13 protein-coding genes are annotated in these 13376 nt (G+C 60.3%); 5 read left to right on the top strand and 8 right to left on the bottom strand.

Going from position 1 to position 13376, the window contains the following annotated elements; all coding sequences use genetic code 11:
* The first annotated feature begins 7 nt into the window (after positions 1-7).
* Positions 8-2017 carry a DNA helicase Rep gene (gene rep / locus AC3I65_RS00555; RefSeq protein WP_047226146.1) on the top strand — a complete coding sequence of 670 codons (2010 nt, stop codon included), beginning with the start codon at positions 8-10 and terminating at the stop codon, positions 2015-2017.
* A gap of 69 nt (positions 2018-2086) precedes the next feature.
* The gene (locus AC3I65_RS00550; RefSeq protein WP_047226147.1) at positions 2087-2659 is read left to right on the top strand and encodes a xanthine phosphoribosyltransferase; all 573 of its coding nucleotides are present in this window, start codon (positions 2087-2089) and stop codon (positions 2657-2659) included.
* Between the two features lie 122 nt (positions 2660-2781).
* On the opposite strand, the gene AC3I65_RS00545 is transcribed toward AC3I65_RS00550, so the two are convergent.
* From AC3I65_RS00545 to dadA, 6 genes are all read right to left on the bottom strand, one after another.
* Complete coding sequence (locus AC3I65_RS00545) at positions 2782-4704, bottom strand: acetyl-CoA hydrolase/transferase C-terminal domain-containing protein (protein ID WP_488523395.1); 1923 nt, start codon at positions 4702-4704, stop codon at positions 2782-2784.
* 136 nt (positions 4705-4840) lie between these two features.
* Positions 4841-5251 carry a c-type cytochrome gene (locus AC3I65_RS00540; protein WP_047226149.1) on the bottom strand — a complete coding sequence of 137 codons (411 nt, stop codon included), beginning with the start codon at positions 5249-5251 and terminating at the stop codon, positions 4841-4843.
* Between the two features lie 183 nt (positions 5252-5434).
* Positions 5435-5983 carry a cupin domain-containing protein gene (locus tag AC3I65_RS00535; protein ID WP_047226150.1) on the bottom strand — a complete coding sequence of 183 codons (549 nt, stop codon included), beginning with the start codon at positions 5981-5983 and terminating at the stop codon, positions 5435-5437.
* 128 nt (positions 5984-6111) lie between these two features.
* Complete coding sequence (alr, locus tag AC3I65_RS00530) at positions 6112-7185, bottom strand: alanine racemase (RefSeq protein ID WP_288913048.1); 1074 nt, start codon at positions 7183-7185, stop codon at positions 6112-6114.
* 94 nt (positions 7186-7279) lie between these two features.
* Positions 7280-7633, bottom strand: a complete 354-nt coding sequence (locus AC3I65_RS00525; protein WP_047226152.1) for a RidA family protein — start codon at positions 7631-7633, stop codon at positions 7280-7282.
* Complete coding sequence (gene dadA, locus AC3I65_RS00520; protein ID WP_047226153.1) at positions 7605-8909, bottom strand: D-amino acid dehydrogenase; 1305 nt, start codon at positions 8907-8909, stop codon at positions 7605-7607. The genes AC3I65_RS00525 and dadA overlap by 29 nt, the downstream gene beginning before the upstream one ends.
* Positions 8910-9064: 155 nt before the next feature.
* Between dadA and AC3I65_RS00515 the strand changes: the two genes are divergently transcribed.
* Positions 9065-9553, top strand: coding sequence for an Lrp/AsnC ligand binding domain-containing protein (locus AC3I65_RS00515; protein ID WP_003206849.1), 489 nt, complete (start codon positions 9065-9067; stop codon positions 9551-9553).
* A gap of 13 nt (positions 9554-9566) precedes the next feature.
* Here the strand turns inward: AC3I65_RS00515 and AC3I65_RS00510 are convergent, their stop codons facing one another.
* Complete coding sequence (locus AC3I65_RS00510; protein WP_003206850.1) at positions 9567-9920, bottom strand: YkgJ family cysteine cluster protein; 354 nt, start codon at positions 9918-9920, stop codon at positions 9567-9569.
* A 146-nt stretch (positions 9921-10066) separates the two neighbouring features.
* Here AC3I65_RS00510 and AC3I65_RS00505 point away from each other — a divergent pair, with 146 nt between their 5' ends.
* Positions 10067-11380, top strand: coding sequence for an NAD(P)/FAD-dependent oxidoreductase (locus AC3I65_RS00505; RefSeq protein WP_274091381.1), 1314 nt, complete (start codon positions 10067-10069; stop codon positions 11378-11380).
* Between the two features lie 113 nt (positions 11381-11493).
* On the opposite strand, the gene AC3I65_RS00500 is transcribed toward AC3I65_RS00505, so the two are convergent.
* Positions 11494-11739 carry a DUF1127 domain-containing protein gene (locus AC3I65_RS00500; RefSeq protein ID WP_047226155.1) on the bottom strand — a complete coding sequence of 82 codons (246 nt, stop codon included), beginning with the start codon at positions 11737-11739 and terminating at the stop codon, positions 11494-11496.
* A gap of 179 nt (positions 11740-11918) precedes the next feature.
* Here AC3I65_RS00500 and AC3I65_RS00495 point away from each other — a divergent pair, with 179 nt between their 5' ends.
* The gene (locus AC3I65_RS00495; RefSeq protein ID WP_047226156.1) at positions 11919-13352 is read left to right on the top strand and encodes an aminotransferase-like domain-containing protein; all 1434 of its coding nucleotides are present in this window, start codon (positions 11919-11921) and stop codon (positions 13350-13352) included.
* Positions 13353-13376 lie beyond the last annotated feature (24 nt).

The following is a 13376-nucleotide window of genomic DNA, read 5'->3' as shown; positions in this document are numbered from 1 at the left end:
CCCTGTCATGTCCCGACTCAATCCCCGGCAGCAAGAAGCCGTGAACTATGTCGGCGGCCCTCTTTTGGTGCTCGCCGGTGCAGGCTCCGGCAAGACCAGTGTGATCACCCGCAAGATCGCGCACCTGATCCAGAACTGCGGTATCCGCGCCCAGTACATCGTCGCCATGACCTTCACCAACAAAGCCGCCCGGGAAATGAAAGAGCGGGTTGGCGGCCTGCTGCGCGCTGGTGAAGGCCGCGGCCTGACGGTCTGCACTTTCCACAACCTGGGCCTGAACATCATCCGCAAGGAACATGCACGGCTGGGCTACAAGCCGGGTTTCTCGATTTTCGACGAGACCGATGTCAAGGCGCTGATGACCGACATCATGCAAAAGGAATATTCGGGCGACGACGGCGTGGACGAGATCAAGAACATGATCGGCGCCTGGAAAAACGACCTGATCCTGCCGCCCCAAGCCCTGGAAAACGCCCGCAATCCCAAGGAACAGACCGCCGCCATCGTGTACGCCCATTACCAGCGCACGCTCAAGGCGTTCAACGCGGTGGACTTCGACGACCTGATCCTGCTGCCGGTCAAGCTGTTCCAGGACCACGCCGACATCCTCGAGAAATGGCAGAACAAGGTCCGCTACCTGCTGGTGGATGAATACCAGGACACCAATGCCAGCCAGTATCTGCTGGTGAAGCTGCTGATCGGCATCCGCAACCAGTTCACCGTGGTGGGCGACGACGACCAGTCGATCTACGCCTGGCGTGGTGCGCGGCCGGAAAACCTGATGTTGCTCAAGGAAGACTACCCGTCGCTCAAAGTGGTGATGCTGGAGCAGAACTACCGCTCCACCAGCCGCATCCTGCGCTGCGCCAACGTGCTGATCTCCAACAACCCCCACGAGTTCGAAAAGCAACTGTGGAGCGAGATGGGCCACGGCGACGAGATCCGCGTGATTCGCTGCCGCAACGAAGACGCCGAAGCCGAGCGCGTGGCCATGGAAATCCTCAGCCTGCACCTGCGCACCGACCGACCGTACAGCGACTTCGCCATCCTGTATCGCGGTAACTACCAGGCCAAGCTGATCGAGCTGAAATTGCAGCATCACCAGATCCCCTATCGCCTGTCGGGGGGCAACAGCTTCTTCGGCCGTCAGGAAGTGAAGGACCTGATGGCTTATTTCCGCCTGATCGTGAACCCGGACGACGACAACGCCTTCTTGCGAGTGATCAACGTCCCGCGCCGGGAAATCGGCTCGACCACTCTGGAAAAACTCGGCAACTACGCCACCGAGCGCAAGATCTCGATGTACGCCGCCACCGACGAAATCGGCCTGGGCGAGCATCTGGACAGCCGCTTCACCGACCGTCTGGCGCGCTTCAAGCGCTTCATGGACAAGGTGCGCGAACAGTGCGCCGGCGAAGACCCGATCTCGGCGCTGCGCAGCATGGTCATGGACATCGACTACGAGAACTGGCTGCGTACCAACAGCTCCAGTGACAAGGCCGCGGACTACCGCATGGGCAACGTCTGGTTCTTGATCGAGGCGTTGAAAAACACCCTGGAAAAGGACGAAGACGGCGACATGACCGTCGAGGACGCCATCGGCAAACTCGTGCTGCGAGACATGCTCGAACGCCAGCAGGAAGAGGAAGACGGCGCCGAAGGCGTGCAGATGATGACCCTTCACGCCTCCAAGGGCCTGGAATTCCCCTACGTGTTCATCATGGGCATGGAAGAAGAAATCCTGCCCCACCGCTCCAGCATCGAAGCCGACACCATCGAAGAAGAACGGCGCCTGGCCTACGTCGGTATTACCCGCGCACGTCAGACGCTGGCCTTTACCTTCGCCGCCAAACGCAAGCAATACGGCGAGGTGATCGACTGCGCCCCGAGCCGCTTCCTCGATGAGCTGCCGCCGGACGACTTGGCCTGGGAAGGCAATGACGACACACCGACCGAGGTCAAGGCCGTTCGCGGCAATAGCGCCCTGGCCGATATACGAGCGATGCTCAAGCGCTAGAATCGACTACTTTTTACCGAACTTTTTACCAAATCCAGGGGCGCCGAAGGCGTCATTAAAGGAGGCTTGATGGAAGCCCTGCACCAGAAAATTCGTGAACACGGCATCGTACTTTCCGATCAGGTTCTGAAAGTCGATGCTTTTCTGAACCACCAGATCGACCCGCAATTGATGAAGCTGATCGGCGACGAATTTGCCGCGCTGTTCAAGGACTCGGGCATCACTAAAATCGTTACCATCGAAGCCTCGGGCATTGCCCCGGCGATCATGACCGGCCTGAACCTGGGCGTTCCGGTGATTTTCGCCCGCAAGCAACACTCTCTGACCCTGACGGAGAACCTGTTGTCCGCGACCGTGTATTCGTTCACCAAAAAGACCGAAAGCACCGTGGCCATCAGCCCGCGCCACCTGACCAGCAGCGACCGGGTACTGATCATTGATGACTTCCTGGCCAACGGCAAGGCCTCCCAGGCACTGATCTCCATCATCAAGCAGGCCGGCGCCACCGTGGCAGGCTTGGGGATCGTGATCGAGAAATCGTTCCAGGGTGGACGTGCGGAGCTGGATGCCCAAGGCTATCGCGTTGAATCGTTGGCCCGGGTGCAATCGCTGGCCGGTGGTGTCGTGACCTTTATCGAATAATCGCCCTGCATCCCTGTGGGAGCGAGCCTGCTCGCGATGAGGCCGGCACATCCAACACCAATGTTGACTGACAGTCCGCTATCGCGAGCAGGCTCGCTCCCACAGGGGCTTTGAAGTGGCCGTTAAGGCGCGGTGATCTTGAGACCAGCGAGCAACAAGCGCTGACCCAGCTCTTCTTTCAGCCCTTCGGGGCTCGCCAACTGCATCCGCTCCAAATGCTCGGGAAACTCCGACGGCGGCGGCGCATCCAGCGCAGCCTTGCCCAGCTCCAGCATTTCGGTGAGTTTGAACTTGCTCTTGAGCCAGTTCAGCGCCCGCAACAGGTCCCGCTCCACCCCGTCGAAATCGCTGCCCAGCGGATACTCCGGGAACAAATTAGGATGCCGTGCCTGGATGGCCTGCAAGCGTTCCGAGGTGTTCTCGGCGAAGCGCGGATCGAGGCGAAAATCCTTCGGCAACTTGCCGGCATTTTGCGCCTGCTCGATCAGCTCCGGCTGGAAGCGTGAGTCGCTGATGTTCAGCAGCGCCTCGATCACCGCGGCATCAGTCTTGCCCCGCAGGTCAGCGATACCGTATTCAGTCACCACGATGTCTCGCAAGTGTCGGGGAATGGTGCAATGGCCGTATTCCCAGACGATGTTCGAACTGATCTCGCCCCCCGCCTCGCGCCAACTGCGCAGAAGCAGAATGGAGCGCCCGCCCTCCAGCGCATGGCCCTGGGCAACGAAGTTGTACTGCCCGCCGACGCCGCTGAGTACGCGACCATCTTCCAGTTGGTCCGCCACCCCGGCGCCCAGCAAGGTCATGGTGAAAACCGTGTTGATAAAACGTGCATCGAGTCGCTGCAGGCGCTTGAGTCTTTCCTGGCCGTACAGCTCGTTGATGTAACTGATGCGGGTCATGTTGAATTCGAGGCGCCGACTCTGGGGCAACTCGCGCAAGCGTTCGTAAAAACTGCGAGGGCCGAGGAAGAATCCGCCATGGATGCAGATGCCATCGGGTTGCGCCGCCTCGTCGAGGGTGCCGGCGTTGGCTCGTTCCTGGGTCGGCTCGTCGGGATAGACCTTGCGCCGGATAATTCCGGCCTCTGCCAGCACCAGCAAGCCGTTGACGAACATTTCGCTGCAACCGTACAACCCTTTGGCAAAGGGTTCGACCCCGCCCTCACGCTCGATCAACTGCGCCCACTGGCTGAGATTCAGCTCCGCCAGCAACGCCTGGTAAGCGGCATTGTCGGCTTGACGCGCCAGCAGTGCCGCCGTCAACGCATCGCCCATGGAGCCGATGCCGATCTGCAACGTACCGCCGTCACGCACCAGGGCACTGGCGTGCAGGCCGATCATATGATCCTGAAACCCCACCGGCATGTTCGGCGTGGAAAACAGCGTGTGGCTGTCCTTTTCGTCGATCAACAGGTCGAACGTGTCGATGCCGACTTCCGCATCACCGGGCATGTAGGGCAGATCACTGTGAACCTGGCCCACCATGAGGATGGTCTCCCCCGCCGCACGCCGCTTGGTGACCATCGGCAGCAGGTCGAGGGTGATGTCCGGGTTGCAACTCAAGCTCAGGCGGTCAGGATGCTGCGCATCACTGGCCACCAGTTGCGCGATCAGGTTCAAGCCAGCGGCATTGATGTCCCGCGCGGCGTGGCTGTAGTTGCTGCTGACGTAATCCTGCTGGGCCGACTCGCTGTGCAACAGGCTGCCCGGTTGCAGGAAGAATTGCTGGACGTGGATGTTGGCCGGCAGGCTGTCACGGTGCAGATCGGCCAGGTAATCCAGTTCCGGATAATCGCCAAAGACCCGTTCGATAAAGGGCTCGAGAAAGCGCTTCTGCAAACCATCGCCCAGATTGGGTCGGCCCAGGCTCAGAGCGGTGTAGATGGTCAGTTGTCGCTCAGGCAGTTGCGCGATACGCCGGTACAGGGCGTTGGCGAACAGATTGGGTTTGCCCAACCCCAGGGGCATCCCCAGATGAATGTGCGCTGGCAGGCGCGCGAGTACGTCATCCACCGCCTGTTCGATTGAACACAACTGCACCATCCGACCCTCCGGGACATTCCATGAATGTGGGTTGGACCGAGCTTGCCGGGTCTTGGTTGCGATGAACAGCCTTTGTAAAACCACCGGGCACAAAAAAGCCGCTCGTAAGCGGCTTTCTTGTGGAAGATGCTGGCTATTACAGACCCGACATCTCTTTGATCGCGCCCATGAGCTCTTCATCCGAGCAATCGGCGCAGGTGCCTTTAGGCGGCATGGCGTTGATGCCAGTGATCGCCTTGGCCAGGATGCCGTCGAGGCCGCCCTGATGATCGGCGCGCTCTTTCCAGGCAGCCGTGTCGCCGATTTTCGGAGCGCCCAGCAGGCCGGTACCGTGGCAAGCATTGCAGTGTTTTGCAATAACATCCTTCGGCGTCTTGGCTCCACCGCCGCCAGCCGAAGCCACGACCTCCATGCCCTTGCATTCCTGCCCCTGAACGCAGACCTGGCCGACCGGTTCAAGGCGCTTGGCGATTTCGTCGTTGGGCGCTGCTTGGACACTGGCTGCCCATAGGGCCAATACGGTTGCTGGTGCAGCCAGCATTTTCATAATTAGATTCACGCGTACACCCTCAATGGTGGCTAGTCACGCCTGCGGCCACGGTTTGCAGGCGGGCGCAAGTATAGCGGGAAGGCCGTCACACTGAAACAACCCCAAAGTCGCAAGGGTCTTGTTTGTCATGACAGCTCATCCTTCGGGCGCCTTTGCCGTCCGGGCACGGCGCCTCTTTTCCTAGAAATTGGCCGGTGTGGCTGCGCTGATCAGTCGCGCCGGCGCATCGAACGGATTACGGAAACGGTGTGGCTTGGTGCTCTCGAAATAGTAGCTATCGCCCGCTTCGAGTACGAAGGTTTCGGCGCCGACCACCAACTCCAGCCGCCCTTCCACCAGAATCCCGGTCTCTTCGCCCTCATGGGTAAGCATCTCGTCACCGGTATCGGCGCCAGGTGGGTAGATCTCGTTGAGAAAGGCAATCGCCCGGCTGGGGTGCGCCCGGCCCACCAGTTTCATGGTGACGGCACCGTCGGAAATGTCGATCAGTTCATTGGCTTTGTAGACGATCTGAGTCGGTTTCTCCTGCAGAATTTCTTCGGAGAAAAACTCGACCATGGACATGGGAATCCCGCCAAGGACCTTACGCAGCGAGCTGATCGAGGGGCTGACGCTGTTTTTCTCGATCATCGAAATGGTGCTGTTGGTGACGCCCGCGCGCTTGGCGAGTTCACGCTGGGAAAGGCCTTTGAGTTTACGAATGGATTGCAGTCGTTCACCGACGTCCAATGCTGGAGCCTCCAGGGAATCAGGTTGTGTGGAAAGTGAGCGTTATCATGGCGACAGCGTTCAGTATTTACAACACTTTGACCTCAATCCCGTGCGGTGAAGCGACTTTCGGTAGATTGCGCTTTGCGTCAGCCCCCGGAATAGAGCCGTGGAACCCGGCGCAGGTTGCAGAAAATCTGATAAGGAATCGTGCCGGCCGCCTTCGCGACATCACTGGCCAGGATAGTCTTGCCCCACAGCTCCACGGTCGAACCGAGCCCGGCGTTGGGGATATTCGTCAAGTCGACACACAGCATGTCCATGGAGACCCGACCGACCAGTTGACTAGGCTGCCCGTGCACCAGCACCGGCGTACCGTTCGGCGCCTGGCGCGGGTAACCGTCGGCGTATCCCATGGCAACCACGCCGACCCGCGTCGGTTGCGCGGTGACAAAACGGGCGCCATACCCCACCGGCTCGCCGGCGGGCAATTCACGCACGCTGATGATCTTGGACTCCAGAGTCATGACCGGCTGCAGCCGCGCAGCGACGGCGTTGGCTTCCTCGAAGGGGGTCGCACCGTACAGCATGATGCCTGGCCGCACCCAGTCGCTTGGTATCTGCGGCCAACCCAGCACTGCCGGGGAGTTGCGCAAACTGATCTGCGCCGCCAGCCCCTGGCGGGCCGCCTCGAACACGGCCAGTTGCTCGGTGCTGCTGGGATCGTGCAGTTCATCGGCGCGGGCGAAATGGCTCATCAACACGATCTTCGCCACCTTGCCGCTGGCCAGCAGTCGACGATAGGCCGCCTGATAATCCGCCGGATGCAGCCCCACCCGATGCATCCCCGAGTCGAGCTTGAGCCAGACCGTAATCGGCTTGCTCAAGGTCGCGTTTTCAATCGCTTCGAGCTGCCACAACGAATGCACCACACACCAGAAATCGTGTTCGACGATCAGCGACAGTTCATCGGCCTCGAAGAATCCTTCCAGCAGCAAGACCGGCCCACGAATCCCGCCGGCCCGCAGTTCCAGCGCTTCTTCGATGCAAGCCACGGCAAACCCATCGGCCATGTCCTGCAAAGCCTCGGCGCAGCGCACTGCGCCGTGCCCATAGGCATCGGCCTTGATCACCGCAAGAGCTTTGGCCCCCGTCACTTCGCGGGCCAATTGGTAGTTGTGACGTAAGGCTTGAAGGTCGATCAGAGCACGGGCAGGACGCATGGCGGCAGGCTTCTAGGCGGACTAGGTAAAAAAAACGGCGCTGGCTGACGGCATGAACCACCAACAGCACCGCAAGAGGGATCGTTTTCCGGGTTTAGGGCAGCGCTGCCACGACGGACAGCTCCACCAGGATTTCCGGTTCGCACAGTTTGGCTTGCACAGTGGCCCGGGCCGGCGCGACGCCCTTGGGCAGCCATTTGTCCCAGATCGCGTTCATGCCTTCGAAATGGGCGTCGATGTCTTTCAGGTAAATCGTCACCGACAACAGATGATTTTTGTCGGTCCCGGCCAGGTCCAGCAAACGCTCGATATTGGCCAGGGTTTCACGGGTCTGCTGTTCGATACCGGCACTCATGTCGTCGCCAACCTGCCCGGCTAGGTAAACAGTGCCGTTGTGCAGGACGACCTGACTCATGCGGTCATTGGTGAGCTGGCGCTGGATTGACATGTTTTGCAGACTCCTGGTGTTTACTGCCATAACGGGAAATATCGAGGCCTTCGGCGCTGATCTGTGGTTTTTTCTTCGCCATCAGGTCCGCCAGCAAGCGCCCGGAACCACAGGCCATGGTCCAACCGAGGGTGCCGTGGCCGGTGTTCAGGAACAGGTTCTTGAACGGGGTGGCGCCCACGATCGGCGTGCCATCCGGAGTGGTCGGACGCAGACCGGTCCAGAAACTGGCCTGGGCCAGATCGCCGCCCTGAGGATAAAGGTCGTTGACGATCATCTCCAGGGTTTCACGCCGACGCGGGTTGAGAGACAGGTCAAAACCGGCGATTTCCGCCATGCCGCCCACACGGATGCGGTTATCGAACCGGGTAATCGCGACCTTGTAGGTTTCGTCGAGAATGGTCGAGGTCGGAGCCATCGCCGGATTGGTGATCGGCACCGTCAGGGAATAACCCTTGAGCGGATACACCGGCGCACGAATGCCCAGCGGTTTGAGCAATTGCGGTGAATAACTGCCCAGGGCCAGGACGTAGCGGTCAGCGGTTTCCAGCTTGCCATCGATCCAGACGCCGTTGATGCGATCACCGGCGTAGTCCAGGCGCTGGATGTCCTGGCCAAAGCGGAATTCCACACCTAGTTTTACAGCCATTTGCGCCAGGCGCGTGGTAAACATCTGACAGTCGCCAGTCTGGTCATTGGGCAGACGCAAGGCACCCGCCAGGATGTCGGTGACATTGGCCAACGCCGGCTCGACGCGGGCAATGCCTTCACGGTCCAGCACTTCAAAGGGCACACCGGACTCTTTCAGCACGGCGATGTCTTTGGCCGCACCATCAACCTGAGCCTGGGTACGGAACAATTGAGTGGTCCCCAGACTGCGGCCTTCGTAGGCAATCCCGGTTTCGGCGCGCAGTTCGTCGAGGCAGTCGCGGCTGTACTCGGACAGGCGCACCATGCGCTCCTTGTTCACGGCATAACGATTGGCGGTGCAGTTACGCAGCATCTGCGCCATCCACAGGTACTGGTCGATGTCGGCGGTGGCTTTGATCGCCAGCGGTGCGTGGCGCTGCAACAGCCACTTGATGGCCTTGAGTGGCACACCTGGTGCGGCCCACGGCGAGGCATAACCCGGCGACACCTGGCCGGCATTGGCAAAACTGGTTTCCATGGCTGGCGCCGGCTGACGATCAACCACCACGACTTCAAACCCGGCACGGGCCAGGTAGTAAGCACTGACGGTACCGATGACGCCGCTACCTAAAACCAGAACGCGCATGTTGAAGCCCTCATCGCGGATAACCGCTGACGTTTTGTTGTACAGACCGTAATGTGCGCAGTTTAGAAAAGATCAGGCAGTGCTTTTCACTATATAAATGCCTATATTTGGCGAGAATTCTCGGCAAAAACCCTTTTCATGGAGGAGCATCACCTGTGCGGACCAACACTCAGACCAAACGTGAGCTGGACAAGATCGACCGCAACATCCTGCGCATCCTCCAGGCGGATGGACGGATTTCCTTTACGGAGCTTGGGGAAAAGGTCGGCCTCTCCACCACGCCCTGCACCGAGCGGGTTCGTCGCCTGGAGCGCGAGGGAATCATCATGGGCTACAACGCCCGGCTCAATCCGCAGCATCTGAAGGGAAGTCTGCTGGTGTTCGTCGAAATCAGCCTCGACTACAAATCCGGCGACACCTTTGAAGAATTCCGGCGCGCGGTGCTGAAATTGCCTCACGTGCTCGAATGCCATCTGGTGTCAGGCGACTTTGACTATCTGGTGAAAGCGCGGATTTCCGAGATGGCTTCGTACCGCAAGCTGCTGGGCGACATCCTGCTCAAGCTGCCCCACGTGCGCGAATCCAAGAGCTACATCGTGATGGAAGAAGTGAAGGAGAGCTTGAACCTGCCGATTCCGGATTGAGGGGCGTTCTTGGCTACACCAATACCTGCCGGGTGCTGGCCATATATTCGTGAATCTGCTTCTCGACCCGCGGATGAATCAGTTCCACCGGCCGCCGGCCATTGGGACACGGCAAGGTGGCGGTGGTGCCGAACAACCGGCAGATCAGCGGCCGCTCGTCATAGACCGTGCAGCCATTGGGTCCCAAGTGCACGCAGTCGAGCGCTTCCATGGCCGCGTCCTGTTCGGCGCGAGTCTTGCGTGGCAAGCGGGCCATTTCCTCGGGCGAGGTGGTCACTGGCCCGCAGCAGTCATGGCAGCCCGGTACGCACTCGAACGAGGGAATCTGTTGGCGCAGCGTGCGGATTTTTTGACTGTTGCAGCTCATCGAAGCGGCTACCGAGACGGGACAAGGCAGGATTTTGCACGAAAAGCCCTGTCCCAGACAGCGCCAACCGACCGGTGTTGCCCATGGACGAATCCCCGGCTTATGCTCCGTAAAATTTCTCAAACACAATAATCAGGATTACGCACATGAACGCCCGTGTTCAGCAACCTGTCCCGAGCCATTCGCACGCCGCCTCTTACTACGCCGCCAGCAGCTTGCCGCAACCGGATCATCCGCTGCTGCAGGGCGAGCTGGTGGCGGATGTCTGCGTGGTAGGCGGTGGGTTCTCGGGGTTGAACACAGCGATCGAACTGGCCGAGCGCGGCATGAGCGTAGTGCTGCTGGAAGCGCACAAGATCGGCTGGGGGGCCAGCGGGCGCAACGGCGGTCAACTGATTCGCGGCGTCGGTCATGGCCTCGATCAGTTCGCCCCGGTCATCGGTGCCGACGGCGTACGCCAGATGAAGCTCATGGGCCTTGAGGCGGTGGAAATCGTCCGTCAACGGGTCGAGCGCTTTCAGATCCACTGCGACCTCACCTGGGGTTATTGCGACCTCGCCAACAAGCCAAGCGATCTGGAAGGTTTCGCTGAGGACGCTGAAGAGCTGCGCAGCCTGGGGTATCGCCATCAGACCCGGCTGCTGCAAGCCCACGAAATGCACAGTGTGGTGGGTTCGGATCGCTACGTCGGCGGCCTGATCGACATGGGCTCGGGCCATTTGCATCCGCTGAACCTGGCCTTGGGCGAAGCCTGCGCCGCGCAGCAACTGGGGGTCCGGCTGTTCGAGCAATCGGCGGTCACGCGCATTGATTACGGCCCGGAAGTGAAGGTGCATACCCAACAGGGCGCGGTCCGGGCCAAGACCCTGGTGCTGGGCTGCAACGCCTACCTCAATGGGCTCAACCCGGAACTCAGCGGCAAAGTGCTGCCCGCCGGCAGCTACATCATCGCCACTGAACCTTTGAGCGAGGCTCAGGCCCAGGCGTTGTTGCCGCAGAACATGGCGGTCTGTGATCAACGGGTGGCGCTGGATTACTACCGGCTTTCCGCGGATCGACGCTTACTGTTCGGCGGAGCCTGCCATTACTCGGGTCGTGACCCGCAAGACATTGGCGCGTACATGCGTCCGAAAATGCTCAAGGTGTTCCCGCAACTGGCGCAGGTGAAAATCGACTTTCAATGGGGCGGGATGATCGGCATCGGCGCCAACCGCTTGCCGCAGATCGGTCGACTCAAGGATCAGCCCAACGTGTACTACGCCCAGGCCTACTCCGGCCACGGAGTGAATGCCACGCACCTGGCCGGCAAGCTGTTGGCCGAAGCCATCAGTGGGCAACAGAGTGGTGGTTTCGATCTGTTCGCCCAGGTGCCGCACATGACCTTCCCGGGCGGAAAGCATCTGCGCTCGCCACTGTTGGCACTGGGGATGCTGTGGCATCGGTTGAAAGAGTTGGTTTAAAGCGCCCAGCGCTACTGGTGACGCTATCGCGGGCACGCCTTGCTCGCACAGATTGAAAGAGGGCTGTAAGAGCAAGGCGTGCCCGCGATAGCAGTTTCAGGCCCGGTACCGCTTCAAAGCCGCCAGAACGGCTTCAAGCCCTCCTCCCGCGCCTGCTCTCGGCTCAGCCCGATATCACGCAACTGTTCGGGTGTGAGCTCCAACAAGGCCTTGCGTGTATGCAGACGACGCCAGAACAGGGCCCAGCGGCTCAGGCTGGACGGGGCACTGTGCAACATCGCATTGCGTAGCTCCTTTTCCTGCCCCGCCGCCAGTTCCTGGCTGTGTAACGTCAGCCGCACATCGCTCAAGCCGTTCATTTTGATCGCTCCTGTTTACTTGGGTAGCCAGAGCTTTCATGATGCGCGGACGGCCAGAATCAATACAGATTCAAACAATGTGTTTTCCATGCATACAGATTGCGGCTTTTCGACACTGAATTGTCTTTTTCCGCCGCAACTGTATTGGTTACCGTTGTCCACTTCATCGAGAGCGCGCCATGACCCTTTATGTGAACCTCGCCGAATTGCTCGGCACCCGCATCGAACAGGGCTTCTACCGTCCCGGCGACCGGCTGCCGTCAGTGCGCGCGCTGAGCATGGAGCACGGTGTCAGCCTGAGTACGGTGCAGCAGGCCTATCGCGTGTTGGAGGACAGCGGGCTGGCGATGCCAAAACCCAAATCAGGGTATTTCGTACCGGCCAGCCGTGAACTACCGGACCTGCCGGTAGTGGGTCGCCCAGCCCAACGACCGGTGGACATCTCCCAATGGGACCAGGTGCTGGAGCTGATACGCTCGGTACCACGCAAAGACGTGGTGCAACTGGGCCGAGGCATGCCGGATATCAACTCGCCGACCATGAAACCGCTGTTGCGCAGCCTTGCGCAGATCAGCCGCCGGCAAGACATGCCGGGCCTGTATTACGACAACATCTACGGCAACCTCGCGCTGCGCGAACAGATCGCTCGCCTGTCGCTGGACTCGGGTTGCAAACTGGGAGCCGGCGACCTGATCGTCACCACGGGCTGTCACGAAGCGCTGTCGGTCAGCATTCGCGCCACCTGTGAACAAGGCGATATCGTCGCGGTGGACTCCCCCAGCTTTCACGGCGCCATGCAAACCCTCAAGGGCCTGGGCATGAAGGCCCTGGAAATCCCCACCGATCCGCTGACCGGCATCAGCCTGGAGGCACTGGAGCTGGCGCTGGAACAGTGGCCCATCAAGGCCATACAGTTGACGCCCAGTTGTAACAACCCGCTAGGCTACATCATGCCCGAGGCCAACAAACGCGCGTTGCTGACCTTGGCGCAGCGCTTCGACGTGGCGATTATCGAGGACGATGTGTATGGAGAACTGGCCTACACCTACCCGCGGCCCCGCACGATCAAATCCTTCGACGACGATGGCCGCGTCCTGCTCTGCAGTTCTTTTTCCAAGACACTGGCACCGGGTTTGCGAGTGGGCTGGGTCGCACCCGGCCGCTATCTGGAACGGGTGCTGCACATGAAATACATCAGCACCGGCTCCACCGCACCGCAACCGCAGATAGCCATTGCGGAGTTTCTCAAGGGCGGGCACTTCGAACCGCATTTGCGGCGGATGCGCAGCCAATACCAACGCAATCGCGACGTCATGATCGACTGGGTCAGCCGCTATTTTCCAGCGGGTACTCGCGCCAGCCGCCCGCGCGGCAGCTTTATGCTCTGGGTCGAACTCCCCGAAGGCTTCGATACACTCAAGCTTAATCGGGTCCTGCATGACCAGGGCGTGCAGGTGGCGGTCGGCAGCATATTTTCCGCCTCGGGCAAGTACCGCAATTGCCTGCGCATGAACTACGCTGCCAAACCAACGGCACAGATCGAGGACGCCGTCCGCAAGGTCGGCGCCGCGGCCATTGCGTTGTTGAACGAAACCCGACTCGACGCCGTCTGAGCTTTACTCAGGGAAGCAGCACCC

The sequence above is a fragment of the Pseudomonas sp. N-1-13 genome (genome assembly GCF_057787095.1).
The sequence above is the reverse complement of the archived record's forward strand: the minus strand, read 5'-3'. Positions and strand labels throughout refer to the sequence as shown.

What these genes read in the sequence shown, in the direction of transcription:
- AC3I65_RS00500 (WP_047226155.1), bottom strand. Translation starts at nt 11,739, where the DNA reads ATGAACGGCTTGAGCGATGTGCGGCTGACGTTACACAGCCAGGAACTG.
- alr (WP_288913048.1), bottom strand. Translation starts at nt 7,185, where the DNA reads ATGCGTCCTGCCCGTGCTCTGATCGACCTTCAAGCCTTACGTCACAAC.
- AC3I65_RS00510 (WP_003206850.1), bottom strand. Translation starts at nt 9,920, where the DNA reads ATGAGCTGCAACAGTCAAAAAATCCGCACGCTGCGCCAACAGATTCCC.
- AC3I65_RS00545 (WP_488523395.1), bottom strand. Translation starts at nt 4,704, where the DNA reads ATGGTGCAGTTGTGTTCAATCGAACAGGCGGTGGATGACGTACTCGCG.
- AC3I65_RS00505 (WP_274091381.1), top strand. Translation starts at nt 10,067, where the DNA reads ATGAACGCCCGTGTTCAGCAACCTGTCCCGAGCCATTCGCACGCCGCC.
- AC3I65_RS00540 (WP_047226149.1), bottom strand. Translation starts at nt 5,251, where the DNA reads ATGAAAATGCTGGCTGCACCAGCAACCGTATTGGCCCTATGGGCAGCC.
- AC3I65_RS00495 (WP_047226156.1), top strand. Translation starts at nt 11,919, where the DNA reads ATGACCCTTTATGTGAACCTCGCCGAATTGCTCGGCACCCGCATCGAA.
- AC3I65_RS00550 (WP_047226147.1), top strand. Translation starts at nt 2,087, where the DNA reads ATGGAAGCCCTGCACCAGAAAATTCGTGAACACGGCATCGTACTTTCC.
- AC3I65_RS00525 (WP_047226152.1), bottom strand. Translation starts at nt 7,633, where the DNA reads ATGTCAATCCAGCGCCAGCTCACCAATGACCGCATGAGTCAGGTCGTC.
- rep (WP_047226146.1), top strand. Translation starts at nt 8, where the DNA reads ATGTCCCGACTCAATCCCCGGCAGCAAGAAGCCGTGAACTATGTCGGC.
- dadA (WP_047226153.1), bottom strand. Translation starts at nt 8,909, where the DNA reads ATGCGCGTTCTGGTTTTAGGTAGCGGCGTCATCGGTACCGTCAGTGCT.